At 67.5% G+C, this 25,091-nt stretch carries 20 protein-coding genes and 5 pseudogenes; 5 read left to right on the top strand and 20 right to left on the bottom strand.

The window, feature by feature from the left end; all coding sequences use genetic code 11:
* Window positions 1-751: 751 nt before the first annotated feature.
* The gene (locus AS97_RS11295) at window positions 752-1,603 is read right to left on the bottom strand and encodes a hypothetical protein (RefSeq protein ID WP_210564838.1); all 852 of its coding nucleotides are present in this window, start codon (window positions 1,601-1,603) and stop codon (window positions 752-754) included.
* A gap of 324 nt (window positions 1,604-1,927) precedes the next feature.
* Here AS97_RS11295 and AS97_RS11290 point away from each other — a divergent pair.
* A pseudogene (locus AS97_RS11290) lies at window positions 1,928-2,157 on the top strand (helix-turn-helix domain-containing protein); the annotation flags it as partial.
* Between the two features lie 436 nt (window positions 2,158-2,593).
* On the opposite strand, the gene AS97_RS11285 reads toward AS97_RS11290, so the two are convergent.
* From AS97_RS11285 to AS97_RS11260, 6 genes are all read right to left on the bottom strand, one after another.
* Window positions 2,594-3,580 carry an ABC transporter permease subunit gene (locus AS97_RS11285; RefSeq protein ID WP_086710853.1) on the bottom strand — a complete coding sequence of 329 codons (987 nt, stop codon included), beginning with the start codon at window positions 3,578-3,580 and terminating at the stop codon, window positions 2,594-2,596.
* Entirely contained in the window at window positions 3,577-4,506 is a 930-nt protein-coding gene (locus tag AS97_RS11280; protein WP_210567192.1) for an ABC transporter ATP-binding protein, read from the bottom strand. The genes AS97_RS11285 and AS97_RS11280 overlap by 4 nt, the downstream gene beginning before the upstream one ends.
* 4 nt (window positions 4,507-4,510) lie before the next feature.
* On the bottom strand, window positions 4,511-4,933 hold the full coding sequence (locus tag AS97_RS11275; RefSeq protein WP_236670251.1) for a GntR family transcriptional regulator: 423 nt from the start codon (window positions 4,931-4,933) through the stop codon (window positions 4,511-4,513).
* Window positions 4,934-5,055: 122 nt separating this feature from the next.
* Entirely contained in the window at window positions 5,056-5,232 is a 177-nt protein-coding gene (locus tag AS97_RS11270; RefSeq protein WP_156107730.1) for a hypothetical protein, read from the bottom strand.
* A 117-nt stretch (window positions 5,233-5,349) separates the two neighbouring features.
* The gene (locus AS97_RS11265; RefSeq protein WP_349017590.1) at window positions 5,350-6,471 is read right to left on the bottom strand and encodes an IS630 family transposase; all 1,122 of its coding nucleotides are present in this window, start codon (window positions 6,469-6,471) and stop codon (window positions 5,350-5,352) included.
* A gap of 73 nt (window positions 6,472-6,544) precedes the next feature.
* Entirely contained in the window at window positions 6,545-7,669 is a 1,125-nt protein-coding gene (locus tag AS97_RS11260; protein ID WP_086710425.1) for an IS630 family transposase, read from the bottom strand.
* 34 nt (window positions 7,670-7,703) lie between these two features.
* Here AS97_RS11260 and AS97_RS11255 point away from each other — a divergent pair.
* Window positions 7,704-8,159: pseudogene (locus tag AS97_RS11255) on the top strand (GNAT family N-acetyltransferase); the annotation flags it as partial.
* Window positions 8,160-8,380: 221 nt separating this feature from the next.
* Here AS97_RS11255 and AS97_RS11250 read toward each other — a convergent pair.
* Both AS97_RS11250 and AS97_RS11245 read right to left on the bottom strand, forming a co-directional pair.
* Window positions 8,381-9,268 (bottom strand): annotated as a pseudogene (locus AS97_RS11250) (IS630 family transposase); the annotation flags it as partial.
* Between the two features lie 29 nt (window positions 9,269-9,297).
* A complete protein-coding gene (locus AS97_RS11245) occupies window positions 9,298-9,747 on the bottom strand; it encodes an IS3 family transposase (protein ID WP_210564836.1) in 450 nt (149 codons plus the stop codon).
* Window positions 9,748-9,830: 83 nt separating this feature from the next.
* Here AS97_RS11245 and AS97_RS11240 point away from each other — a divergent pair.
* Together AS97_RS11240 and AS97_RS11235 are read left to right on the top strand one after the other, a co-directional pair.
* Window positions 9,831-10,653: pseudogene (locus AS97_RS11240) on the top strand (IS3 family transposase).
* An 8-nt stretch (window positions 10,654-10,661) separates the two neighbouring features.
* On the top strand, window positions 10,662-11,183 hold the full coding sequence (locus AS97_RS11235; protein ID WP_247204334.1) for an integrase core domain-containing protein: 522 nt from the start codon (window positions 10,662-10,664) through the stop codon (window positions 11,181-11,183).
* A gap of 89 nt (window positions 11,184-11,272) precedes the next feature.
* Here AS97_RS11235 and AS97_RS11230 read toward each other — a convergent pair whose 3' ends face one another.
* The 6 genes from AS97_RS11230 to AS97_RS11205 all read right to left on the bottom strand — a co-directional run bounded on the left by AS97_RS11230 (window position 11,273) and on the right by AS97_RS11205 (window position 17,652).
* Window positions 11,273-12,124, bottom strand: coding sequence for a ketose-bisphosphate aldolase (locus AS97_RS11230; RefSeq protein WP_059149134.1), 852 nt, complete (start codon window positions 12,122-12,124; stop codon window positions 11,273-11,275).
* Window positions 12,125-12,219: 95 nt separating this feature from the next.
* Entirely contained in the window at window positions 12,220-13,170 is a 951-nt protein-coding gene (locus tag AS97_RS11225; protein WP_059149133.1) for a DMT family transporter, read from the bottom strand.
* Window positions 13,167-14,159 (bottom strand): BadF/BadG/BcrA/BcrD ATPase family protein, encoded by a 993-nt coding sequence (locus AS97_RS11220; protein WP_059149132.1) that lies wholly within the window; start codon window positions 14,157-14,159, stop codon window positions 13,167-13,169. The genes AS97_RS11225 and AS97_RS11220 overlap by 4 nt, the downstream gene beginning before the upstream one ends.
* A gap of 49 nt (window positions 14,160-14,208) precedes the next feature.
* Window positions 14,209-15,372, bottom strand: a complete 1,164-nt coding sequence (locus AS97_RS11215; RefSeq protein WP_210564835.1) for an SIS domain-containing protein — start codon at window positions 15,370-15,372, stop codon at window positions 14,209-14,211.
* On the bottom strand, window positions 15,369-16,664 hold the full coding sequence (locus tag AS97_RS11210; RefSeq protein WP_210564834.1) for a D-tagatose-bisphosphate aldolase, class II, non-catalytic subunit: 1,296 nt from the start codon (window positions 16,662-16,664) through the stop codon (window positions 15,369-15,371). Before AS97_RS11210 ends, AS97_RS11215 begins: the two co-directional genes overlap by 4 nt.
* A 199-nt stretch (window positions 16,665-16,863) precedes the next feature.
* Window positions 16,864-17,652 carry a GntR family transcriptional regulator gene (locus AS97_RS11205; RefSeq protein ID WP_247204333.1) on the bottom strand — a complete coding sequence of 263 codons (789 nt, stop codon included), beginning with the start codon at window positions 17,650-17,652 and terminating at the stop codon, window positions 16,864-16,866.
* A 430-nt stretch (window positions 17,653-18,082) separates the two neighbouring features.
* Here AS97_RS11205 and AS97_RS11200 point away from each other — a divergent pair, with 430 nt between their 5' ends.
* Entirely contained in the window at window positions 18,083-20,158 is a 2,076-nt protein-coding gene (locus AS97_RS11200; protein ID WP_210564833.1) for a glycoside hydrolase family 36 protein, read from the top strand.
* A gap of 190 nt (window positions 20,159-20,348) precedes the next feature.
* Here the strand turns inward: AS97_RS11200 and AS97_RS11195 are convergent, their stop codons facing one another.
* The 5 genes and pseudogenes from AS97_RS11195 to AS97_RS11170 all read right to left on the bottom strand — a co-directional run bounded on the left by AS97_RS11195 (window position 20,349) and on the right by AS97_RS11170 (window position 25,090).
* Window positions 20,349-20,615 (bottom strand): transposase, encoded by a 267-nt coding sequence (locus AS97_RS11195; protein WP_247204332.1) that lies wholly within the window; start codon window positions 20,613-20,615, stop codon window positions 20,349-20,351.
* Between the two features lie 102 nt (window positions 20,616-20,717).
* Window positions 20,718-21,830, bottom strand: a pseudogene (locus AS97_RS48945) (integrase core domain-containing protein).
* A 74-nt stretch (window positions 21,831-21,904) separates the two neighbouring features.
* Complete coding sequence (locus tag AS97_RS11180; protein ID WP_210567460.1) at window positions 21,905-22,216, bottom strand: hypothetical protein; 312 nt, start codon at window positions 22,214-22,216, stop codon at window positions 21,905-21,907.
* 17 nt (window positions 22,217-22,233) lie between these two features.
* Window positions 22,234-23,013 (bottom strand): recombinase family protein, encoded by a 780-nt coding sequence (locus tag AS97_RS11175; RefSeq protein ID WP_247204331.1) that lies wholly within the window; start codon window positions 23,011-23,013, stop codon window positions 22,234-22,236.
* A gap of 163 nt (window positions 23,014-23,176) precedes the next feature.
* The gene (locus AS97_RS11170) at window positions 23,177-25,090 is read right to left on the bottom strand and encodes an NB-ARC domain-containing protein (RefSeq protein WP_210564830.1); all 1,914 of its coding nucleotides are present in this window, start codon (window positions 25,088-25,090) and stop codon (window positions 23,177-23,179) included.
* Between the last annotated feature and the right edge of the window lies 1 nt (window position 25,091).

The raw sequence follows: 25,091 nt of genomic DNA, 5'->3' as shown, positions 1-25,091 counted from the left end.
AGTGAGCTCGCCGTCCGAGTACACGGAGTGGATGTGGCAATCTCCGCGATACCAGCTGGCTCCTCGGCCACGCGCTTGCCTAGGCGGGAATCCCGAGTCCGGTATCGCTCTCCTCGTCTACGACGGCCCAACCGCCAGACGAACGAGCCCAGTCGACACAGTGTTCCCAGCACCGACTTGGCGCGCATGCATCAATTCCGACTGGAACAACCTGCCCGAGCGCCGCAAGCCGATGAGCGTGATGGTGGCCGCCTCAGCTCGCGCGCAGAGCCGGGGGTAAAGCAGGCTCTGCCGATGGTCCACCGGGCTCACCTCCGCCCAGGCGGAGGTGAGCCAAGACCGGACGCACACCCGCCATCCCCACCGCCGTGCTCTCCGCGCAGGCGGAGGTGAGCCGGACAAACATCGCCGCTGGGCGCGCACCCGGCAACAGAAATGGCTGAAAATAGGACCTTGGGGGCAGTGGCTGTAGACGTTCGCATCGGCGGTCCAGGCCGGTTCACCCGTAGGGGCCGCTCCATCCCGCCCGGCCGTATCCAGCTCGGCTCCGGCAAGCCGATGGAGGAACATCTGTGGACACCGCCGGCGTCAGATGTTCCTCCAGTGCGCCCTGCGGCCAGGGCTGATCAGGGCCCTGGCCCGTGGCGAGATCGAGGTTGCGACGGAACTGGCCGGGTCTTCACAGCCTGGGAAGCGAGTCGTGGGCCTGGATCGTTTGCCTTACCGATAGCCGGAGCGAGGGCGGGCGCTGTCACGCTGGCCTCGTCGTGCGCTGGGCTGTTTGCTGTTGGGCGCGGCGCCGTTGCTGCTCGGCAGCGAGGCGCTGAACCTTGCGGCGTACCCGCTCGCCGGTAGTGGCCGGGTCGGTGGCCCCGGCGAGCCAGGCGGCTTCAGCCCAGGTGGTGACCCCGGGGTGGGCCCAGCCGAGGGCGACCGCCCTTTCGTCCGGGCGCAGTGCTCGAAGCAGGGTGGCGAGCCGGGCGTCGTCTGGCTCTGTGCCGGTCAACGTCTGTTGGCCGGGGCGGCTGGCCAACAGATCGTAGAGACAAAGGCCGTCGCCCAGAGGGGTGTCGAGCAGCAGCAGGCCCGAGCCGCGCGTACGGCGACGCCAAAGTGGCAGTAACTGGCAGTGCACCCTTTCGGCCTCCGCCTTGAGCCGATCCAAGGCTGCCGGCCCAAGGGTTTCGCCGCCGAAGAAGGGGTCGGCCCAGTCACTCAGGAGCGCGGTCGAAACGGCTTCTCGCCACCGTGCGCCGCGTCGACCGAGCACTGTTGTGGCGAAGGAGTCCACCAAGTCGTCCTTGGTCGAGACGGCGCGGTCGCCGGACAACAGCACCCGGCGGAGGCCGAGGGCCGCCATCGTGTGAGGCACGCCCGCAACAGCACCCGTGACGCGACTCCCTAATAGCGCCGCAGGGTGCCCGTATGCCGGGGTGGGGTTGTCGACGTTGTAGGTGACGATTTGGAGATCGGAGTTGGTCGCCCGGGCCCAGTGGCGCAACGCATGTGTGGAGTATGGGGCTCCGCTGCGCGCTGCGACGGTGCCGTCGGCGTGAACGTCGATGATGGCTGAGCCCCTGACAGCATCAGTGACCCTCAGCATCACACGTACTCCCGGTACGGGGGGCGGTGCCGCCCTCTCCGCATCCGCCCATAGTTGAGCCATGGCCATGGCCAATTTGCTGTCCCCTGATGGCTCGTCGGCCCTGAGGTCCGGGGTGGCATGGGAGGTCATGGGCTGCGGGCTCCTCGCAAGTCGGTGACATCTTCCCTTTACGGCCCTGGCGTGGCTGATATCCGTCAAAGTTTCCGGGGTTCGGGTATGTGGTGTCCGTCACGTCTAGTGCTGTGACCGTATAGGTTCGCCGGGTCGGTGGTCGTGGCGGTTGGATGTGTGGTGATGTCCGTTCCGACCGCTGGAGGTGCGGTGGCCGAGCCTGTCCGTGTGCGCTGACCGACCAGGAGGGGCAGAAGCTGCAGCAGATCGTGCGCCGGGGCAGCACGAGTTCGGTGCGCTACCGGCGGGCGATGCTGCTGCTTGCCTCGGCGGGCGGCAACCGGGTGCCGGTGATTGCCCAGCTGGTGCAGGCCGGCGAGGACACCGTCCGGGATGTGATCCACCGGTTCAACGAGATCGGCCTGGCCTGCCTGGACCCTAATTCCTTGTTAACAGCTCCAGTAGCGGGGACCACACTCGCGCCAGACTGAGGGCTGCGACGCCTTTCTGGACCCTGGCCGTTGAGGCCTCCACTGAGAGCGGTGTGGGCCCCGATGTTCATGGTGGTGGTCGCGTGGGCTGTCGGACGGACGCCTCAAGAGGCCCTGGCCTCGACGTCTCACAACAGAGCGGTGGCGTTCGGCGTCCTCGCGGCCACCACCGTAAGGCGAGGCGTTGCCGCTCGTGGGCGCCGGGCGAACGCCTGTGCTCTACCTGGCCACGATGCCTCCGTGCAGAGCGGCGATGCCCGGCGCCGTCGAGCGTCAACGCCCTTTGCCTTGACGACTCGTTGGTGCTGGTGGTGCGAGCCGACCACACGGTGACCTCTCGATACGCCCGAGCCGTCCGAGCTCCCGCACAGACCGGGGGCGGGTCTCAGGCGAGGCGCTTACGGCCCCAGAAGAAGAGGAACACCGTGACGGCGGCCGTCAGGGCCAGCAGGATCGACGCGCCGAACCACTGCATGCCGTTCATCTGGGAGATCGGCAGGTAGTCGACCGACCAGCCCACGACATCGGCCTTCTTCATGCAAAGCTCATACGCCTGTTCCGTCTGCGCGTCCCCACAGGTGCCCCAGCCGAGGAGTTTCCCGTCGCTGGTGATGTACGGGGGATTCGACCAGTTCACCTGGTGCGCGCCTGTGGGCAACGGCGGCATCACGTTTTCGAACGTGACGCCCTTGTTCGTCGTGATCGTGACGACGTTGGCGAGCGACAGCAGGAAGTGGGCCAGGAAGTGGGACCAGACAATCTGGACGATGACGGTGAAACCGAGGGTGACCACCATGGCCACCAGCGTGCGGCGCAGCACCACGCCGATCGCCACCCCGCCGAAGACGGAGAAGAGGGCGAGGGCGACGGGCATGGGTCCCGTGTTGTTGAAGGTGGGTCCGGAGGTCCACTCCCAGGCCGTGGACTCGTCGTAGAGGGTCCACCACCACCCGAACGCGACCGACAGCGCGACCGTGCTCACCACGACCACCAGCGCGGTCAGGGCCAGTTTCGTGGTCAGCCAGCGGGTCCGGCTCATGGACTGGGTGACGACCAGCTTGGCCGTGCCGTTCTCCAGGTCGCCGGTGAACAGCGGGGCACCGAGGAAGACGCCGAGCAGGATCGGCATCAGCCGGAGTCCCGTGGACGTGGGGCCGTACCCAGCGGTATGCAGCTGGGAGCGCTGGAAGACGATGAACGCCACGGCGAGCGCGGAGGCGCCGAGGACGGTCCAGAACACGGCCCGGTGCTGGCGCCAGACCAGCCAGGTCATGCCCTTGAGGAGCTGGCGGAGCTGGGGGAGTCGGCCGGTGCCCGTGCTGCCCGGGGCCTCTGACTTGGTCGTCGTCGAGGTGCTGGTGAGAGAGCTCATGCTGCCACCGTCCGGGTGTTGTACGCCTGGTCCTGGGCCTGGGCGGTGGGGGTGATCAGAGGTGGTGCGTCGGGTGAGCGGAGATAGGCGAGCAGGAGTTCTTCCATGTTCGGGCTGTCCGTCTCCCAGGGGCCGGCGACCGGGCCATCGGGGCGGATCAGGGCGGTGAACTGCCGTCCGCTGATCCGGGACTCGACGAGGGGGTGGTGTGCGAGGGAGGCGGGCAGGCCCTCGCCCTCCTTGGCGCCGGTGACCATGGTGTGTACGGACAGCAGCTCGTCCACGTCACCGGCGAGGCGTACTCCGCCGCCGGAGAGGACGACGAGGTAGTCGCACACGTTCTCCAGTTCGGCCAGGACGTGGGTGGACATCAGGACGGTGGTGCCGTGCTCGGCAGCCTCGGCGAGGAGGGTGCCTGTCAGTTCTTTACGCGCGACCGGGTCGAGGTCCGACATCGGCTCGTCGAGCAGCAGCAGGTCGGGCCGCTTGCCGAGGGCGAGGGCGAGGGCGACGCGGGTACGCTGGCCGCCGGAGAGGGTGCCGATTTTCGCGTCGAAGGGCACATCGCCCGCGCGGACGATGTCCTCGGCGGTGCGCTGGTCCCAGCCCGGGTTCAGTTCCTGCCCCAGCCTCAGGGTCTCCGCCACGCTGAACCCGCGGAACAGGGGCTTCTCCTGGGTGAGGAACGAGGTGCGCCCCGAGTCCACCGAGCCCGGTGCCGCGCCGAACACACTGAGCGTGCCCTCCGTCGGTTCCAGTACGTGGGCCATGATGCTCAGCAGCGTGGTCTTGCCCGCCCCGTTGGGACCGACCAGCCCGCAGATCCGTCCCGCCGGGAGCCGGAAGGAACAGTCCTTCAGTGCCCATCCCCGCCGGTAGCGCATCCCCAGGCCGTGCGCCTCAAGCGCCGAGTCCCCCGCGTACATACCGTTACTCACCAGTGCTCCTAGTTGTCGTGGCCGCCGTCTCCGTACCGGCGGCGTACTGCTTCTCCATGGCCGACGCGACCAGCGCGGCCACGTCCTCCTGCTCCAGCCCCGCCTCGGCCGCCCGGGACACCCACGCCACCAACTCCCCGTACAGCGGTGAGTCGGTGCTTGCCGAGGGGCGGGCCAGCGTGCGGCGTACGAACGTGCCCTTGCCGGGTCGCGGTTCGACCAGGCCCTCACGCTCCAGCTCGCGGTACGCCTTGAGGGTGGTGTTCGGGTTGACCGCGCTGACCTCGGCGACGTCCTTGGCGGTCGGCAGCCGGTCGCCCGGCACCAGTACGCCCAGCCGCAGAGCCTGCTTGGTCTGCTGCACGATCTGCTGGAAGGCGGGGACTCCGTTCCGCCTGTCGATGCGGAACTCCATGACTACCACCACCATTTCACTACTTGATTAGTGGAATGATGATGGAGGGGGGCGCGGGTGGTTGTCAACGGCAATCGGAGGGGCTTCCTGGGCAGGATTTCGGCCGCCGGTCGCGGCCTCCGTCAGGTCGGCGTCCACTTCGACGCCGTATGCGTCGCGAGGGTGCGCGCGTTGACCTGGCCGTTGAAGCAGAAGTCGGCGCTGGCGCCCGAAGTGCCGTTCGTGGAGGCGGGGTTGCTGCAGGATTGCTGCGCGAGGTGGTGGGTCGCGTGATCGGTGCTGTACGGTGATCGTGACATCACACTCCGTGCGCGATCGTTTATGGAACGGTCCCGGGAAGTGCGGGAACACCGACCGAGGACCTTCACCACCGAGTGGACCTCTGGTGCTCTGACCGCATAGGTTCGCCGGGTTGTTCAGGCCGCAGCGACGAGGGAGCGTCCGCCCCAGCGGATGCCTTTCTCGCTGCGGATGCGGGCGCGTTCTTTACGTTCGGCGGCCAGGACGTCGGGGTGGCGGGTGTTGGCGTTGCGCCAGCGCAGGTAGGCGTGCAACGCCCGGGTCTGCACGGTGTGGTTGGGGTGGTGGGAGTTGGCGATGGTGAACTGCCTCAGTGGTCCGAAGTGGGCTTCGATCGGGTTGGCCCAAGAGGCGTAGGTCGGGGTGAAGCACAACTCGACCTTGTTCTTCTTCGCCCAGCCGCGGATGTCGGTGCCCTTGTGGGCGGACAGGTTGTCGAGGATGACGTAGATCGGTGCGCCGTCCGGGCGGGCGGCGCGGATCGATTTCAGCGCGGCCAGCGTGTTCGCGGCACCTTTCCTGCGGTGGTTGACGCCCCACAGACGGTCGTCGCCGACCGAGTGGCATCCGTGGAAGTAGCGCACCCCGTGGGTGCGGTGGTAGGTGGCCGGCACCCGGTCGGGATGCTTCCGCGTGGCCCAGCCGGATCCTGCGGTGGGCCGGATGCCGAGCGGGCCGAACTCGTCGAAGGCGAACGCCCGGTTCGGGAAGCGGTCGAATACCTCCTCGATCCGGTCCAGCTTCGCCTCGCGTTCCGGGTCGGGGGACTCCTTCCAGGTCTTGGTGCGCTGGAAGGTGACACCGCGGCGGGCGAGCAGGACGCGTAACGTCTCGCGGCCGATGCGGATCACCCGGCCGTGGACTTTCCGCAGGTAGGCGACGAGTTTGCGCAGTGACCAGCGGGTGAAAGGCTGGCCGAGCTTGGTGGGGCGGGTGGTGGCCATCTGAACGACGAAGTCCTCGTCATCAGGGCTGAGTTGGCGGGGACGGCCTCCTGCCCATCGAGGGTCCAGGCAGGCAAGACCGATCTCGTTGAACCGGTGGATCACGTCCCGGACGGTGTCCTCGTCGGCCTGCACCAGCTGCGCGATCACTGGCACCCGGTTCCCGTCGGCCGAGGCCAGCAGCATCATCGCACGCCGGTAGCGCACCGAACTCGTGCTGCCCCGGCGCACGATCTGCTGCAGCCGCTGCCCTTCCTGGTCGGTCAGTCTGCGCACACGGACAGGCTCGGCCACCGCGCCTCCAGCGGTCGGATCGGACGTCACCCCACATCCAACCGCCCCCCGGCGAACCTATGCGGTCAGAGCACTAGTGTCCTGCGCCGGAGATCCGTCGGCAGAATTGGGCGAGGGATTCGAGGATCTCCTCGGCGGTCTTGGTCCAGATGAACGGCTTGGGGTCTGCGTTCCAGTCCTTGACCCAGGCGCGGATGTCGGCTTCGAGGGTCTGGACGCTCTTGTGTGCGCCGCGGCGGATCTTCTGGTCTGCCAGGAAGCCGAACCACCGCTCGACCTGGTTGATCCAGGAGGATCCGGTCGGGGTGAAGTGCATGTGGAAGCGTGGGTGCTTGGACAGCCACGTCCTGATCGCGGGTGTCTTGTGGGTGCCGTAGTTGTCGCAGATGAGGTGGATCTGGAGGTGCGCGGGCACCTCCTTGTCGATCTTGACCAGGAACTTCTTGAACTCCGTCGCCCGGTGCCTCCGGTGCAGGGAGCTGATGACCTCGCCGGTGGCGACATCGAAGGCGGCGAACAGCGTGGTCAGGCCGTTACGGACGTAGTCGTGGGTGCGCCGCTCGGGCATGCCGGGCATTATCGGCAGTACCGGCTGGGACCGGTCCAGTGCCTGGATCTGGGACTTCTCGTCCACCGAGAGGACAACCGCGCCCTCGGGCGGGTTGAAGTACAGCCCGACCACGTCGTAGACCTTCTCCACGAAGAACGGGTCCGTGGACAGCTTGAAGGTGTCCGTCAGGTGTGGCTTGAGCTGGAACTTCCGCCAGATCCGGCCGACGGTGGACTTGGACAGACCGCTGTGCTCGGCCATCGACTTCCGCGACCAGTGCGTAGCGTTCTTCGGGATCTCCTCCAGCGTGGCGACCACGACCGCCTCCACCTGCTCGACACCGATGGTGGGCGGTCGCCCCGGCCGGGGCTCGTCGGTCAGGCCGTCCAGTCGCTCGGCCAGGAACCGCCGCCGCCACTTGCGGACCGTGTCGGCGGCCACCCGCAACTCGCGGGCGACCACCACGATCGGCGGCACCTCCGGGCCCGCACACGCCAGCACGATCCGCGCCCGCAGGGCCAGCGCCTGAGCCGACGTTGCCCGACGCGACCACCGTTGCAACACCGCCCTCTCCTCGTCGGAGAGCAGCAACGGTTCAAGCTTCGGGCCCCGACGAGGGACCGAAGCACCAGCAGCAGAAGAAGTCATGCAGTAACTAACGATCAACTACTGGCGCAGGACACTAGGCGCCCGCGAGAGCACGGTGGAGGCGTTCGAGGGCTACCTCAAGCGGTTCGAGCAGCCCACCCAAGAGGGCTTCGTGGTCTGCCTCCGCGACACCGCCGCAATCGTAGGCGGTGTCAACATCAACAACATTGCCCGGGGCTCCCTCCAGAGCGGGACTCTGGGCTACACCGCCTACGCCTCCACGACCGGCCGCGGCTACATGACCGAAGGGCTCTGGCTCGTCATCCGGCACGCCTTCGTCGAGCTCGGACTGCACCGACTGGAGGCGAACATTCAGCCGGACAACATCACCTCGCTGAACCTCGTCACACGCCTGGGTTTCCAGCGCGAGGGCTACTCGGCCGCCTTCCAGTTCATCAACGGCGAGTGGCGAGACCACGAGCGCTGGGCCATCACCGCCGAGATGGCGGACATAGCCGCCCAGCCCACCAATCAAGATCAGCCCAGATGAGGGTTTCAAGGCCACCAACAGTTCAACCGCCCGAAGCCCCGCAGGTGAGAGCGCTGACCGTTACCCTTCGGGCCAACCACGACGCTCACCCGGGCCAACTCAACCGCTCACGGGCCATCTCAAGGACTCAGTCACAGTCGTCGCGTGTCCCGTGTCATCGAACGTGAACGGAAGTTGCAGCCCGGGGCCCGTATCGACCGCATGCAACGGGATGGCGGAACCTAGTGACGTGAGTCAGAGATTCGGTGGCAGTAGGCGGCGACTTTGTCGAGGATCTCGTCGGCTGTCTTCGTCCAGACGAACGGTCGCGGCTGCTTGTTCCAGTCGGCCAGCCATGCTCGGATGTCGCGTTCGAGAGCCTGGACGGAGCGGTGGACGCCGCACTTGAGCTTCTTCTGCATAAGTTCGGCGAACCACCGCTCGACCAGGTTTAGCCAGGATGAACTCGTGGGTGTGAAGCGCAGGTGGAAGCGCGGGTGCGCCAGCAGCCACTTCTTGACCTCGGGCGTCTTGTGGGTCGCATAGTTGTCCAGGATTAGATGCACGCCCAGACCCGTCGGAATCTCCTTGTCGAGCCTGGCCAGGAACTTCTTGAACTCCACCGCCCGGTGCCGGCGGTGCAGGGAGCCGATGACCTTCCCGGTCGCCACTTCCAAAGCGGCGAACAAGGTGGTGGTGCCGGCCCGGACGTAGTCGTGGCTGCGGCGCTCGGGAACGCCGGGCATCATCGGCAGGACCGGCTGGGAGCGGTCCAGCGCCTGGATCTGCGATTTCTCATCCACGCACAGGACCAGGGCCTTCTCCGGCGGGTCGAGGTAGAGCCCGAGCACGTCGTGGACCTTGTCGATGAACAGTGGGTCCGTGGACAGCTTGAACGTCTGCGTGCGGTGCGGGGCCAGGGCGAACGCCCGCCAGATCCGCGAGATGGCCGACTGCGACATTCCCGTGGCCGCGGCCATCGACCTGGTGGACCAGTGGGTTGCGTTCTTCGGGGTCTCTTCCAGCGTCTTGACGATCACCCGCTCGACATCGGCATCAGTGATCTTCCGCGGAACACCGGGCCGCGACTCATCGGACAAGCCGTCCAGGCCTTGTTCCAGGAAGCGCCGAGGTTCCCCCGCAGTGCGGGAGTGGCTGACTAGCTGGTCAGAGTGGGTTGGCGTGGTTTCAGGTTCACTGGTTTGGTCTCTGCCTGGTCGGCGTAGTGCTTCTCCTCGTACTCGATCGGGCTGAGGTAGCCGAGCCGTTTCTGGATGCGGCGGGGGTTGTAGAAGCCGTCGATGTACTCGAAGAGCGCGAGGTTCGCTTCGGCTCTGGTGGCGAAGACGCGGCCGCGGATGCATTCGGTCTTGATGACCATCCACAGGTTCTCCGCCAGGGCATTGTCGAAGGAGTCGCCGACCGAGCCCATGGACGCCTGGATACCGGTCCTGACCAGGCGTGTTGTGAGCTTCACGGACGTGTATTGACAGCCGTGGTCGGCGTGGTGAACGAGTTCGCCGGGGACGACTTCTCGGCTGGCCAGGGCATACTCCAGCGAAGTGAGGACCAGGTTCGCGTCCGCGCGGGCGGAGGTCTCCCAGGCCACGACCCGTGAAGGGTGACTTTATTGCCGTACGGTGGTTGACCTGGGGTTTTGCGGTCGTCTGCGTGTGGGCATGAGCAGTGATAGTGGGTCTGCGACTGCTCTACCTGATCTTCTGCCGGCTCCTGGGCTGCTTGCTCTTGCTGAGTCGGTCGACCGCCGCGAACAACGCTGAGATCCTCGTGCTCCGCCATGAGGTCGCTGTGCTGCGCCGGCAGATCGAGCGCCCGCGGCTCTCGTGGGCTGATCGTGCCGTGCTCTCCGCCCTCGCACGGCACCTGCCACCCGCATTACGCCGCCATCGGCTGGTCACTCCAGGCACGCTGCTGACCTGGCACCGTCGTCTGGTGCGTTGGAAGTGGCGCCAGACGGCGGTCGGACCCGGTTGGCCACCATTGCCCGAAGAGACAGTTGCGCTCATCCAGCGCCTGGCAAGAGAGAACCCGACCTTGGGGGTACGTCAGGATCCAAGGCGAGCTGCGCCGGCTCGGTCATCGGGTTGCCGCCGCTACGGTCCGGCGCGTCCTGCGCCGTTCTGGCCTACCGCCCGCACCGCAGCGAGCCTCCCAGCAGACCTGGCGCTCCTTCCTGCGCTCCCAGGCCCACACGCTGCTCGCCTGCGATTTCATGCACGTGGAGACCGTCTTCCTCAAGCGTCTCTATCGACTCCTGATCACCGGTGAACGGCACCTGCGTACTGTCCTCAACCAGTACGCCGAGCATGACAACTCGGGGCGGGCTCACCGCAGCCTCGGTCTGCGTGCCCCTGACGACGACCCGAACGTCATTCCTCTTCCGGCTGCCATGGTCAGGCGCCGCCAGGTACTCGGCGGTCTGCTCAACGAGTACCGCACCACGTCACCCCGGTTGCCTCATCATCCGCAGGGAAAGCCCAGCTCAGCAGCCTGATCGGAATATTGACACCCTTCAGGCGCGTCCATGTCCTGGGCGTCACCGCCCACCCGACCGGCGTATGGGTCACCCAACTCGCCCGCAACCTGCTCATGCACCTCGAGGACAGAGCCGGGCGCTTCCGGTTCCTCGTCCGTGACCGGGACAGCAAGTTCACCGCCCCTTTCGACGCCGTATTCGCCGGCAACGGCACAGCCGTCATCCCGACTCCGCCACGAAGCCCACGGTCCAACGCCTACGCGGAACGATGGATACGCACAGCCCGCGCCGAGTGCACCGACCGACTCCTCATCACCGGTGAACGACACCTGCGTACGGTCCTCGACCAGTACGCCGAGCACTGCAACGCCGGACGAGCCCACCGCAGCCTGGACCTACGTGCCCCAGACGATGACCCGAACGTCATCCCCCTGTCTGCAACCACGGTCAGGCGCCGCCAGATACTCGGCGGACTGCTCAACGAGTACCACCCGACGCCACCCCAGCCGCCTCACCGTCAGCAGGAAACACCCAGCTCAGCAGCCTGATCGGAATATTGACACCCTTCAGGTGCCCACGACGCACGGAACCCGTCACCGACCAGGCGACATCAGGTGCGGGAAAGCTTCGGGCCTGCTCAGCCACTCACCACACCGAGAAGGACCCGGACCGTCTCCGCCATCGTCTCCCGGCCCTGGGCGACGTAGGGGCGGGGGTCGGTCAGGTCGGGCCGGGCCCCCAGCGCTTCGCGGACCGCGCCGGTGAACGCGACGTTGAGAGCGGTACCGATGTTGATCTTCACGATGCCCGCCTGGACGGCTTGTCGCAGATCGTCGTCGCCGACGCCCGACGAACCGTGCAGCACCAGAGGTACGGGCACGGCCTCCCGCAGGCGTTCGATGAGCGCGTGGTCCAGGGTCGCGGAGCGTTCGGTCATCGCGTGGCTGCTGCCGACGGCGACGGCCAGGGCGTCCACGCCGGTGTCTGCGACATAGCGCGCCGCCTCCTGCGGGTCGGTGCGCACCCCGGCGGCGTGGGCGCTCGCGGGAGCGTCGGGCTTGCCGCCCACATAGCCGAGTTCGGCCTCCAGCCACAGGCCCGCGCCGTGGGCCCACTGGGCCGCGGCGCGGGTGGCGGCGAGGTTCTCGGCGTACGGCTGCGCCCCGGCGTCGAACATTGCGGAGGAGAACCCCGCGTCGGCCGCCGTGCGCAGCAGCCGCATGTCCGTCACGTGGTCCATGTGCAGTGCGACGTCGACGTCACAGGCCTTGCCGACCTCGGCCGCGGCCCGCGCGATGGGCTCGACCCGGCCGCCGTGGAACCGTACGGCGTTCTCGCTGATCTGCAGGATCACCCCCGGGGCGCCCGCGGCGGCCGCGCCGGCGGTGATCGCCTCGGCGTGCTCCAGCGTGATCACGTTGAACGCCGCGACGGCCCGGCCTGCGGCGGCGGCCTTCGAGACGAGTTCGCGCGTGGGAACCAGGGGCATAAAAGTGTCCCCTCGCTTTCATGTCGGTTCGGTGAGTACGGGCCGGTGTCGGCCCGTATTGCTACGTGGTTCGGCCGGTACGGATATGTGGGCGATCAGGACTTCTGCGGGGCCGGACTCACGTCCGCGCCGTCGTCCGCCGCGCCCGGGGCCACGGAGTTCTCGCCGCTCTTCTCGTCGCTGTAGACCATCAGGGTCGAGCCTGCGAGGGCCAGCACGATACCGAGGGCGCCCCACACGTTCGGGAGCGTCCGGTAGACAGCCAGGGACAGCACGATGGTCAGCACCGGGGCCAGCGCGTTGGTGATGGGGGCGACGACCGTGGCCTTGCCCCGGCTGAACGCCATGACCAGGAACAACGCGCCGACCGCGTTGAGGACCTGCGTCACCGCGGTGAGTGCCGGCGCCTGCCACGGAGCGTCGGACGGGAATTCGCCCATCATCACGAACGCCACCGGGACCAGCAGCAGTCCGCTGATGGTCATCCAGCCGAAGGTCGTCGCGTCGTTGACCCCGACCACCGCGGCTTTGCGCATGCAGAACGCCTGCACGCCCCAGGCAACACAGATCAGGATGGCCATCAGCAGCCACGGGCCGTGCGAGTTCGAGTCGTCCTTGCCGCTGGGAATGCTGAGCAGCACGATCGCCGCCAGCGCCGCGACGACACCCACTAGGGCGAGCCGGTTGATCCGCTCCCGCAGTAGCGCCATCGCCATGAGGACGGTGACCACCGGGGAGAGCGACACCAGGGGGAAGATCAGGTACGCCGGGCCGTTGGCGAGCGCGTGGAACAGCAGGAGTTGGCCGCCTGCGCCGGTCAGTCCCGCGATCAGTCCGTACACGGCGGCGATCGGCCGGCGGTCGAACGTGTTGCCGCGCATCGCGAAGTACGCGGGTATGAGCATCGTGAAGGCCCAGATGATGTAGATCATCTCGTTGGGGTAGCCGTACCTGCTGTTCGGCTCGCTGGAGAAGGCGCCCCACACACCCCAGAACAGGACCAGCAGCGACGCGTACAGGATCCAGCTCTTCGTGCCTCTGTTCATCGGTCTTCCCCTCCTGAGGCAGAGATCCCGGAGGCCATGCGCAGCGCGTCGAGCGCGGGCTGGTCGAGCGGGGTTCCGGCGATTTTCGCCGCGTACAGGGCGGCGCCTACGACAGGCTCGTAGAGAGGGTGTCGCAGCTCATAGTTGGTAAAACGATTCTTCAGTCCGGTGGCGAACGCCTCCAGAACCGTGTGGGCGCCGAAGGTGCCGCCGGAGTAGGAGACCGGTACGGTCTCGTCCGGGCCGAACTCCAGCCGCTCGCGGGTGACTTCGACGAGCAGGGCGAGTTCCCGGCCGGCGTCGGTGAGGATCTCCGTGGCGGCCTCGTCGCCCAGAGCGGCCGCCTCGGCCACGGAGCGGCTGAGCGCGGCGATCCGGCTCCGGTCGCCCTGCCACTGGTTGTGGACGACGTCGATCACGTCGAGGTCGGACGCGAGATCCAGGTGGCGCCGGAACACCTCGGCCAGGGGGCCCTCGGGGAGCCGTCCGTCGCCCATCCGTGAGAAGGCGTTGAGGCCCCGGACCGCGATCCAGTGCGCCGACCCCTCGTCGCCGAACATCTCGCTCCAGCCACCGACGCGCACGCCCCGGCCCAGCCGCTCGCCGTAGGTCATCGAACCGGTGCCGCTGATGACGTTGATGCCGTCGACCGCGCCCAGTGAACCGGCCCAGCCGCAGACCATGTCGTTGTCGCAGGCGTAGCGGTCGTGCCCGAGCACCGCTCGCGGGGTCGCGTTCAGGACGGGCAGATCGCGGGTCGCCTCCCCGTAACCGGGCAGCCCGAAAAAGGCGTACTCGATGTCGGCAGGGGTCAGCCCGGCCGCCGCGCAGACAGCTTCGACGCCTTCCTTCAGCACACCCTCGACAAGCTCGATGCCGTGGGAGAAGTAGTACGAACTTGCCGCCTGCGCTCGCGCCACGACTTGTCCGGACCGGTCGACCATGCAGAATGCGGTTTTCGTACCGCCACCGTCGACACCTAGGAACATCGTTGTACCTCCGTCCGGCGCCCTCGAACCGCGCCGTCGATGCCTTTGATCAGTTGTGCAAGGAGTGCAAGGTCACGCCCTGCACCACGCGGTTGACCTCACCCGAGGGGAACGGGTTGTCGGGCCGCAGGCACCGGGCCAGAGAGGCACGCAGGGCGATGAGCTGGGCGTACACCACGGCGGACAGCGCCAGGGCGACATCCTCGACGCCATCGAGGCCCGGAAGCGGCCAGGCGTCGGTGCCTGTGCCCTCCGTTCCCGCACCGGAGTCCGCGGAGACCGTGACGACGCTGCCGGCGGGCAGATTTCCGCGCAGCTCCGCATAGATGTCCTGGTCGTACTTGCGGGTGTACGGGTCGTTCGACATGTACACCACCGCGACCGAACGGTCGTTGAGCACCGCCTTGGGACCGTGCCGGAATCCCAGCGAGGATTCCGCGACGGCCATGAGCGTCCCACCGGTGAGCTCGAGCACCTTCAGCGCCGACTCCTCGGCGAGGCCCTTCAGCGGGCCGCTGCCGAGGAAGACGATCCGCTCGGGCGCGCTCTCCAGGAGGGCGCCGACGGTGCGGTCGACAGCGCTGCTGTCGGTGATCGACTCGGCTGCCCGGGCCAGGCGTTCGGCGACGCCGTCGTAGGCGCTGCCGCCCAGGGCGAGCAGTGCCGCGAGTGTCATGCACGTGAAGCTCGACGTCATGGCGAAGCCGCGGTCGTTGGACCCGGGCGGCATCAACAGCACGTGGGACTCAGGCAGCTCCGCGTGTTCGCGCGCCAGGCGGCCCTGCTCGTTGCAGGTGATCACGAGGTGGTGCACCTCGGAGAGGACCTGGTCGGCCAGGGCGGTGGCGGCCACGGACTCCGGGCTGTCGCCCGACCGTGCGAAGGAGACCAGCAGCGTGGGAACGTCCTCGGCGAGACAGCCGCGGGGGTCGGCGACGAGGTCCGTGGTGGCAACCGCGTCGACGCGCCGTCCCAGACGCCGGGCCAGGGCGGGCTGGAGCACCTGGCCGGCGAACGCGGAGGTGCCGGCACCGGTGAGCACCACGCGCAGATCGCCGCGGGCGACGAGCGGACGCAGGAAGGGGTCCAGCGAGTCCCGGGAGGCCGAGACGATCCGGTCGACCTCGCGCCACAGCGCGGGCTGCTGGGCGATCTCGCGGACGGTGTGGACAGCGCCGTCGTCCAAGGACAGCGTGCCGGAGGGCGTGGTCACACGTACTCCTTCTGGTTCGGGCGGGAGGCGCGGTCGTAGTCGCGCAGAACATCGCGGACGTGGTCCACGGCCAGGTCGCGCGGCCGGGCGGCGAGCTCGCCGTGGCGGACACGGGCGTACTGGAGCGGAAGATGTGCGCTGAGCAGCGGCAGGGGGATGTCCACGGCCGAAAGGTTGTCCATCAGCCGGGCCTGGGCCTTTTCGATCTCAGGGTCGGGCCAGTAGTAACGCATCCGGTCGCTGTAGCTGTAGCGGCGTGCGAGGCGCTGCTCGGCGGCGCCGCCCGGGTAGTAGCCCTCCCATGTGGTCGGCTCCGCGAGCATCCGCCCCTCGACGACCTCGGCAAGCCGTGACCGCTCGGCGGCCGGCACCAGTTCGTCCTCGATCGCGGCGAGGGCGAACAGCGCCTCGCGCAGGGCGAAGGTCAGCCCGGGGCCCACCTTGAGGACCGCCCAGTGGTCCTCGACCAGCGCGGTGAGCGCCTCGGCGGTCTGGTAGTCGGTCGAGTGGGCCTCGTAGACCATGGTGGGCTCGTCGTCGAGGACCTTGCGCAGCTCCTCGGTCAGCTCCCGCCGATAGTCGACGACCTGAAGGTGGTCGAACTCGACGGCCGGCTGGACGACGAGGGCCATGACACGCGGCCAGACCTCGTCGATGCCGTGCCGGGCGAACGCCTTGCGGTGCTGCTCCAGAGTAGTGCGCGCCGCCTCGGGCGTGGTCGGGACGAGAGCGCCGAGCGTCTCGTGCGCGCCGCCGGGCGTGGGCACCTCGGTACCGATCACGTACCGGATCCGCTCGGCCCGCTCGGGGCCGGCCGTCTCCTCGGCCACCCGGATCAGCCGCGCGGCGCGTTCGGCGACCACGTCGTCGGTCAGCGGTACGGGGTCACCGGCGCACGCGAAGCTGCAGTCCAGGTGGATCTTGGTGAAGTCCGCCGCCACGTAGGCCGCGACCAGGGCGTCGGCCCGCTCCATCGCCTCGTCGGGCGTCAGGGACTGCCACCGGTTCGGTCCCAGGTGGTCGCCGCCGAGAATCACGCGGTCCAGTGGCAGACCACTTTCGGCGGCGATGCGGTACACGAGGTCGCAGAAGTCCGCAGGCCGCATGCCCGTGTAACCGCCGTACTGGTCAACCTGGTTCGAGGTCGCCTCCACCAGTACATGACCGCCGCTCTCCCGTGCTTGCACCACGGCTGCCTCGATGACCAGCGGATGAGCCGAACACACCGAGGTGATGCCCTGCGGCTGTCCGGCCTTCTGACGCCGGACCACCTCGCTCAATGGGCTCTGCATTGCCAACCCCTTACTCAACGTGCATTTTGAGCCCTTTCGCCACGTTGGCCCGGAGCCCAGTGGGGACAGTACTGGCCTCATTGATGGCCGTCAATAGTCTTATTCTGGTATGCATCTGGTATTCGGTACCGGATATCACGTCCGCCCCGTAGCTGGTACGTGGTGAAGGAGGAGAGCCTCCGTGACCTGCGGTGATCAATCAGCCCTGATTGGTGATGGAGGCCCGGAACCGGTAGCGGTCCCCCCGGTAGACCTGGACGGTCAGTTCGATCGGGCGTGATTCCTGGTTCGACGTCAGCTGGGTCGCGACGAGCATCGGCATGGTCTCCCCGATCTCGAACAGCTCGATCTCCCGTGGCGTCGGGTGGCGGGCCTCGACCGAATAGTCGGCGACGCGGGGCAACTGCGGCGGGTCGGCGGCGCGCAGGGTGGCGTAGAGCGAGGCCGTGTTGAAGTCGGTTTCGGCCAGGGCCGGGCAGGCCGCCAAAGGGAGCCGGTTGTGCTCGAGCACGACCAGTAGACCGTCGAGGAAGCGCAGTCGGTGGAGGTCGAAGAGGTCGGCGCCCGGAGCGATCCGGAGCTGCTCGGCCTCGGACACCGTGGCCGGGCGGACGGTGGCGGAGAGCACCTTGCTGGCCGTCGTCAAGCCGTTGGCCTGGGCATAGTCGGCGAACCCCTGGACCTGCGGGGCCGCCGAGCCGGACGTCATCGTCGCCTCGGGGAGCAGACCGAGCTCGGCGACGAACCACCCGCGCGACGACGACGGCCGCACGATGCCCCGTGCCTCCAATTGCGCGAGGGCCGCTCGCAGCGTCACGCGCGACACGGCGTACCGCTCGACCAGAGCCCGCTCGGAGGGCAGCCGGTCACCGGGGCGGGCGGCAGCGGCGCGCAGGTCCTCGAGCAACTGCGTGGCCGTGCGCTCGTACAACGGGAGGGCATCGTCCCCGAACAGGCCTCTGGGCATCGGCGTTCTCGCATCCGTCATACCAGAAACATACCAATTCGATCGACGGCGCGAACCCTCGTCCAGGAGGCCCACCCCTTGACATGCCACTCGAATACCACTTACGTTCTCGAAGCAGGCCACCCGATGATGAAGAAGTCGCCCGTGAGCGACCTTCCGTTTCGCCGTGCCCCGGGCGCCCTCCGGTGATCGAGGCAGCGTTGTCGCAGCTCACCGAGGATGGCCGCGCACTGCCGCCGGAGGCGACCTCGCACCGGGGTGCCCGTTCGGACGCCACGCCGTCCCCCGACTCCACCCGACCCACTGCGAAAACCAGTAGCAGACCAGGCATCGACCAGCCTTACGGACGGTCGCCTCGTCGCGAGCACGCGGCTCGACTCTGAACGATCCACCACGACGGACAGAAGGCAGCTGCCCCAGTCGGGCACGCACGACCGAAAGAGAGTTCGACATGACGGACATGAACCGGCGAAGCGTGCTGAAGGTCGCGCTGGGGGGTGCCGGCCTGGCCGCCATCCCCGCCGTGGCCATGGGCGCCTCACCCGCGGCCGCCGCACCGAACTCGGATCCTGACCTCGTAGGAGTCGGCGACACCTCCATCACCCTGGAGTTCGACGACCAACTGCGAAGCCGGGTCGCGCTTAAGGGCGTCGACCTCACCCGCTTCGACGCCGGCGAAGCCCTGCTGGTGGGCGACAAGGCCATCGAGGCGTTCGCCTACCGCGGACACCGGACCCGCGACACCCGGCACCCCCGCCACGGCGCGGGCGTCCGGGTGACGATCGAGGGCACGTCCAAGGAAGGCGTGCACAAGACGGTCGAGCTGACCTCCTTCGAGCGTCTTACCGGCATGATCGTGATGAAGGTGACCTACACCAACAGGTCCTCCATCGCACTGAAGGTCACCGGGTGGCGCAACGGAGCCCACGAACTCCTGGAGACCCCCGGCGGCTTCTACACCTTCTCCGGCACCACGTACACGGACCGCCGCGACTGGGTGATGCCGGTGAAGGACGGCTACGTCCAGGAGAACTCGCTGGGGATGGACTCCTCCGACTACGGCGGCGGCACCCCGCTGGCGACCGTCTGGCGCCGGGGCGCGGGCCTTTCCGTCGGACACGTCGAGCCCGTGGCGACGATCCTGCGCATGCCGGTCCGCAAGACGGACGCCGGAGCGAGCATCGCCATCCAGGACGACACCGCCCGCACCCTGAAGCCGGGCCGTCGGCTCAGCACCGACACCACGTTCCTGACGGCCCTCCCGGGCGACCACTTCGTGCCGCTCCAGCGGTACCGCGACTACATGAGCGACATCGGCCAGCGCGCTCCCAAGGTCCCCGCCTCGGCCTTCGAGCCCATCTGGTGTGCCTGGGGCTACGAGCGCGACTTCACCGTCGAGCAGGTCACCGGAACGCTGCCGAAGGCGCACGAGGTCGGCCTGCGCTGGGTCGTGCTCGATGACGGCTGGCAGACCAACGAGGGCGACTGGGACATCAACACGGCGAAGTTCTCGCGCGGCGAAGCGGACATGCGGGCCTTCACCAAGGAGATACGGGACGCCGGCCTGCGACCGCGCCTGTGGTGGGCCCCGCTGGCGGCGGACCCCGACAGCAACCTGATCCGGGACCGCTCCGACATGCTGTTGCTGGACCGCGACGGCAACAAGCAGGACGTCACCTGGTGGGACGCCTACACGCTCTGCCCGGCCTACCAGCCGACGGTGGACTACTTCGTCGAGCAGGCGAAGAGGTTCATCGGCGACTGGGGCTACGAGGGGCTCAAGATCGACGGCCAGCACCTCAACAGCGTCGCACCCTGCTACAACCCGAAGCACCGGCACGCCCGCCCCGAGGAATCCACCGAGGGCGTGGCGCGGTTCTGGAAGGCGATCCACGAAGCCGTGCACGCGGCGAACCCCGACGCCCTTGTCGAACTCTGCCCCTGCGGCACCGCCTTCGCCTTCCACAACCTGCCCTACGTCGACCAGTACCCCAGCTCGGACCCGGAGTCCTCCTACCAGGTCCGGAGCAAGGGCAAGTCGATGAAGGCGCTGATGGGCGCGGGCAGCAGCTACGCCGGCGACCACGTCGAACTGAGTGACAACGGCGACGACTTCGCGTCCTCCTACGGGGTCGGAGCCGTCCTGTCGACCAAGTTCACCCTCCCCGGCACCGGAGCCCCGGACAAGGCGACCGACCTCACCCCGGAGAAGGAGGTCCTCTGGCGCAAGTGGGTGTCCCTGTACGAGAAGAACATGCTGCCCACCGGCGAGTACCGCGGTGAGCTGTACGACATCGGCTTCGACAAGCCCGAGGCGCATGTCGTGGCCACGAAGCGGACCCTCCACTACGCCTTTTACGCCGACCAGTGGGACGGGACGGTTGAGCTGCGCGGTCTGGGCCGCACGCGGTACCGCCTGACCGACCCGTTCACCGGCAAGTCACTCGGAACTGCCACTGCTCAGCACAACACCGTGAAGCTGTCCTTCGAGCGGTTCCAGCTCATCGTGGCCGAGCCCATCGGCTGATCGGCGGACGGCCGTGGCGACGCTCTTTGATCATGCGAGTGGCGTGCCACAGGCTTGCCGGGCCCCGCTTCCCCCGGCAGGGCAGGTGGCGGCTCGGGCCCGGCATGGCCGGTAAGGTCGCGCTGGTCTTGGGCGTCACCGTCGGTCATCTGGCGGACCGTGCCCCTGCCGAATACTTCATCCGTGCAGGTCATGCTGCATGTTGGTATTCGTGGAGGATGCCGCCGAGGTGGTCGTGGCGGCGTATGTCCAGGCGGCTCAACTTGTCCGGATCGTTGATCGGTGTGGGCAGTGGGTGCAGCGGTCGGGCGTTGGCGATGCCCTGGTGGGGTCGGTGGGCGTTGTACTGTCCGTACTTGTGCAGGGCGTGCAGGAGGTGGCGCTGGTTCCAGATCAAGGTCCGGTCCAGGAGCTCAGGTCTGCAGGTCTGTACCCACCGTTCGATGAGCGAGTTCATTCTCGGCATCTGGATGCCGCTGAGAACGACTGGGATCCGCGCGTCCGCGAGGACGCCATCGAACAGGGCGGGGAACTTCCCTGAAGGGTGTCATTATTCCGATCAGGCTGCTGAGCTGGGCGTTCTCTGTCGATGGTGAGGCGGTCGGGGCAGCGTGCTGTGGTACTCGTTGAGCAGTCCACCGAGTACCTGTCGGCGCCTGACCGTGCGAGCGTGTAGGGGGATGATGTTCGGGTCGTCGTCTGGGGCTCGTGGGTCCAGGCTGCGGTGGGGTCGTCTGGCGTTGTAGTGCTGGGCATACGTGGTGAGGACGGTGCGCAGGTGTCGTTCGCCGGTGATGAGGAGTCGGTCGGTGCATTCTGCGCGGGCTGTGCGTATCCATCGTTCGGCGAACGCGTTGGACCGTGGGCTCTGCGCCGGGGTCGGGATGACGGCTGTGCCGTTGCCGGCGAAGACGGCATCGAACTCGGCGGTGAACTTGCTGTCACGGTCCCGGATGAGGAATCGGAAGCACCCAGCCCTCTCCTCGAGGTCCATGAGCAGGTTGCGGGCGAGTTGAGTAACCCATACGCCTGTAGGACGTGTGGTGACGCCCAGGACATGGACGCGCCGGGTCTTGATCTCCATGACGAAGAAGACGTAGAGACGCTTGAGGAAGACAGTCTCTACGTGCATGAAGTCGCAGGCGAGCAGCGTGTGGACCTGGGCGCGGAGGAAGGAGCGTCAGGTCTGCTGGGAGGCGCGCTGCGGTGCGGGCGGTAGACCGGAGCGGCGCAGGACGCGCCGGATCGTGGCGGCGGCAACCCGATGACCGAGCCGGCGCAGCTCACCCTGGATCCTGACGTACCCCCAAGTCGGGTTCTCCCTCGCCAGGCGCTGGATGAGCGCCGCAGTCTCTTCCGGCAACGGTGGCCGACCGGGGCCGACCGCCGTCTGGCGCCACTTCCAGCGCACCAGACGGCGGTGCCAGTTCAGCAGGGTGCCCGGAGTGACCAGTCGATGGCGGCGCAAAACGGGTGGCAGGTGCCGCGCGAGAGCGGAGAGGACGGCACGATCAGCCCATGAGAGCCGCGGGCGCTCGATCTGCCGGCGAAGCACGGCGACCTCATGACGAAGGGCAAGGATTTCGGCGTTGCTCGTGGCGGTCGAGCGGCCCAGCAAAAGGAAGCAGCCCAGCAGACGGCAGAAGATCAGGTAGAGCAGTCGCAGACTCACAATCACTGATCATGCCCACACTTGGGCGAGCACAAAGCCCCAGGTCAACCACCGTACGGCAATAAAGACACCCTTCAGGCGGCGATCGGCATTCCGACCTTGTTCAGGAGCGCGGACAGGTGGTTGGGGCCGAGCGGCTGGCCGGTCCGGCGGCCGGGGAAGAGCCAGCGGGACGCCGGGTTGGTGGCGATGTTCATGTTGCCGCGGTTCGTGATGTGCTCCAGCAGCAGGGCGGCGACCGGCGCGGGAACGGGCGAGGGCGGCTCGCCGAGTCGTAGCAGCACGGCGTCGCCGTCGCGGATGACGTCGTCGAGGGTGAGCCGGACGACGCGACTCAGCGGCTGTGCGTAAAGGAGAACGATGACTCCGGCAACGCGGAGTCGCATCGGTATCTCCGTATCGGTCAGAAGACTTCCCAGGGCGGCGAGGCGTTCGTCGTCGCGCAGGCGCAGGGCGGTGGCGAGCATGTCCTCGTCGGAGACCTTGACCCCGCCGATAGCCTTGCCCTTCGTATGGGCGGTCTCCTGGCCTTCGAGGGTCTTGTCGCGGATGTAGTCGCGCTCGGACTCCGCCATGGCGGCGAAGAAGGCGAACAGGGGGCGGCCCCGTGGCCGGACGGGTCTTGCTTCCCGGCCAGGGGGCCGGTGAGGAACTCCAGCTCGATCTCGGCGTCGCGCAGTTCCTCGGCGACCTTGAGGAGTTCCAGGGCGCCGCGGCCGAGCCGCTTCATCTCGTGCACCACGAGGGTCACCCTCGCCCCCAGCGAGCGGTACTCGCGGGCCGCCGCCAGGGCCGCCTTCATTTCGGGGCGCTCGCGGACCCGGGTGCTGATCCGTTCCTGGAAAAGCCGGTGTACGCCGGAGGATTCGAGGGCGTCGACCTGGGACTGGACCTCCTGCGTCCGGCTGGAGACGCGGGCGTACGCGAGCCGGACCTCCATCGTCACGGCAGGCGCCGCGAACTTCTGCACCGGCAGGGCCTGCCAGGCGGAGCCGGGATGGCGTACGGCCGGGGTGGCGACGTGCAGCTCGGAGCGGAGCGCGGGGACGAGCTGGAAGCGCGCGGTGTGGTACTTGAGCGCGACCTTGCCGGAGGTGGTGCGGCAGGGCGAGCCCGCCGGGGCCTGGCAGTTGGACATCGGGCAGGCGTGCGACTCGACGAGCCGGTACGGATCGGTGATCACGCTCGGATCGTTTCAGAAGTGCGTTTCACCAGCCAAGAGGAAGGAAACGGCCTGTGAAACAAATCGACCTGCGGCGATGCTGCTGGCGCCCGGTGTTGAAACGGGGACCACCTATGAAACGAACGTGTTCTTGAGTCCCAGCGCGAACAGATCGGGGTAGGGGTTACGGCAAAGATTCGGGGAGTCCATGAACGAGCAATTCATTATGACCTTTACGCTGGATGTTCTTGTTGGCTTCCATGATCCGCCACTCCCAGCACAGGCGACACCAGCATGCCCGAGAACGAACGTTTTCCTGTTCCCTATGTTCCGGGTCCACGCAATAAGTGTGCGCGACGATGAGCCGAAGGAGCCTCAAAGCGCAGGTCTTGGACAGGGCGCCCGACCGGAAAATGCCGAGTAGGTGGTGACGGATTTCCGCTATAGCCATGGCTTCGGCGGCAGGCTTTTCGCACTCGCGGAAGAACTCAACGGCATCCATGAGCAAGTTGACTGCATCTAACTTGTAATGCGCTCGATCTAGCTCGTAGCTGACCATGAGCAGTGCCATGCCCAGTCGTGATGGAGTATCCGCACGTTTAAGGGAGAGAGTCTTTACCGTTTCGGCAATCGCGAGGAGGTCCCCAAGGTGAAGTTCCCTTCTGAGGTAAGGGGCCGCAAATCCTGCAAGTACTGTGGCCGTAACTGCTCTGCCGCGCGCCGGGGCGGCAGTGATCAGAGCGGTCAGATTCGAGTATTCTTCATCAAACCACTTGATGGCCTCAGAGAGGCCAGGGAAGCTCGGAGAAGCTGGCTCGTGCAGAGGAGTTAAACGCTCCTTCGCAATTATGCGTGAGCGGGCAGCTCTGGATTTCATCACATAGTGTCGGTGCAGGCGGTATTCGGCGGCATCGCGGTGGTCAGCGTGAGCGTGCTGGTGGCCAAGCTCGGCGGCGTAAAGGCGCACCAGGTCGTGCAGACGCCAGCGGCCCCAGGTGCGTCCGTGTTCGATCAGATGGGCGCGGGCGAGATCCTGCAGCAGTTCCTCGGTGCGTGCTTGGTCGGTGTCGGCCAGGTGCGCGGCGGAGTCGGTCGACAGGTCTGGGCCGACGTTGAGTGGCAGCAGCCGGAATAGTCGAGTGTGATCGTTGCTCAGGTGCTGGTAGGACAGGTCGAAGGCGGCACGTACCCCTTGGTCCTCGCGCCGTAATCGGTCCAGTCGGGCGTGTGCGGCCTCCAGGGCCCGCACGATAGATGACAGGGGGCGGGTGGGGGCGTCGGCGAGCAGGGCGGCGGCGATGCGCAGCGCGAGGGGGAGTCCGCCACACAGCCGGGCGATCGTGGCGGCGTGCTCGGGGGCCTCGTCGACCCGCGTGTCGGCGGGGCCGCGAGCTTGCAGGAGGACCTGGCGGAGCAGCTCGACCGAGTCGTCCTCGCCGAGGGCGTCCAAGTCGTGTAGACGGGCGTCGAGGTCCAGGGTGTGTCGGGAGGTGAGCAGGGCTCCCGTGGCGCCGTCAGTGGGAAGCAGAGGGCGGGCCTGCTCGGCAGTGGAGACGTTGTCGACGATGACCAGAATTCTGCGGTTCTGCTCGGCGAAGGCGGCCAGCACGCTGCGGTACAACCGGGAGCGGTCCTGCAGTTCGGCAGGGATGTGTTCGCTGGGTATACGCAACGCGCGCAGCAGGCCGTCCAGGGCGCGTTCGGGAGACACTCGGCGCTCCGTGTCGTATCCGAACATGTCCACGAATAGGACACCGCCGGGGAACCAGCCTGGTCGCTTGAGCGCGCGTGCAGCGGTCTGCACGGTTAGTTCGGTCTTGCCGACGCCGGCAAGTCCCGCGACCGCCGCGACCAAGACGGCCTGCAGAGGCTCCTTGCCAGGTTCCAGCAGTTCCAGCAACTCCTCGACCTGTCGGTCGCGGCCGGTGAAAGCGGGCGAGGCGGGGGGAAGGCCGGACAGCGCGGGGGTGATCTCCGGTGGCAGGTGTACCTGGATGTCCCGGCCTTGGATCACCGTGTTGAAGAAGAATCCACCGCTGATCTCATTCGACACCGCGGCGCCTGCCTCCCCCTCGCCCTGGGGGACTGCGTCGGGCATG

It is taken from the genome of Streptomyces sp. AgN23 (assembly GCF_001598115.1).
Classification (GTDB): Bacteria; Actinomycetota; Actinomycetes; order Streptomycetales; family Streptomycetaceae; genus Streptomyces; species Streptomyces antimycoticus.
The sequence above is the reverse complement of the archived record's forward strand: the minus strand, read 5'-3'. Positions and strand labels throughout refer to the sequence as shown.

Bases quoted from the DNA above. Each gene is read 5' to 3' on its own strand.
- AS97_RS11230 (WP_059149134.1), bottom strand. From the start codon at position 12,124: ATGCCCCTGGTTCCCACGCGCGAACTCGTCTCGAAGGCCGCCGCCGCA.
- AS97_RS11195 (WP_247204332.1), bottom strand. From the start codon at position 20,615: ATGAACTCGCTCATCGAACGGTGGGTACAGACCTGCAGACCTGAGCTC.
- AS97_RS11275 (WP_236670251.1), bottom strand. From the start codon at position 4,933: ATGGAGTTCCGCATCGACAGGCGGAACGGAGTCCCCGCCTTCCAGCAG.
- AS97_RS11200 (WP_210564833.1), top strand. From the start codon at position 18,083: ATGACGGACATGAACCGGCGAAGCGTGCTGAAGGTCGCGCTGGGGGGT.
- AS97_RS11170 (WP_210564830.1), bottom strand. From the start codon at position 25,090: ATGCCCGACGCAGTCCCCCAGGGCGAGGGGGAGGCAGGCGCCGCGGTG.
- AS97_RS11180 (WP_210567460.1), bottom strand. From the start codon at position 22,216: ATGCGACTCCGCGTTGCCGGAGTCATCGTTCTCCTTTACGCACAGCCG.
- AS97_RS11295 (WP_210564838.1), bottom strand. From the start codon at position 1,603: ATGCTGAGGGTCACTGATGCTGTCAGGGGCTCAGCCATCATCGACGTT.
- AS97_RS11280 (WP_210567192.1), bottom strand. From the start codon at position 4,506: ATGTACGCGGGGGACTCGGCGCTTGAGGCGCACGGCCTGGGGATGCGC.
- AS97_RS11220 (WP_059149132.1), bottom strand. From the start codon at position 14,159: ATGTTCCTAGGTGTCGACGGTGGCGGTACGAAAACCGCATTCTGCATG.
- AS97_RS11210 (WP_210564834.1), bottom strand. From the start codon at position 16,664: ATGCAGAGCCCATTGAGCGAGGTGGTCCGGCGTCAGAAGGCCGGACAG.
- AS97_RS11205 (WP_247204333.1), bottom strand. From the start codon at position 17,652: ATGACGGATGCGAGAACGCCGATGCCCAGAGGCCTGTTCGGGGACGAT.
- AS97_RS11260 (WP_086710425.1), bottom strand. From the start codon at position 7,669: ATGACTTCTTCTGCTGCTGGTGCTTCGGTCCCTCGTCGGGGCCCGAAG.
- AS97_RS11225 (WP_059149133.1), bottom strand. From the start codon at position 13,170: ATGAACAGAGGCACGAAGAGCTGGATCCTGTACGCGTCGCTGCTGGTC.
- AS97_RS11285 (WP_086710853.1), bottom strand. From the start codon at position 3,580: ATGAGCTCTCTCACCAGCACCTCGACGACGACCAAGTCAGAGGCCCCG.
- AS97_RS11270 (WP_156107730.1), bottom strand. From the start codon at position 5,232: ATGTCACGATCACCGTACAGCACCGATCACGCGACCCACCACCTCGCG.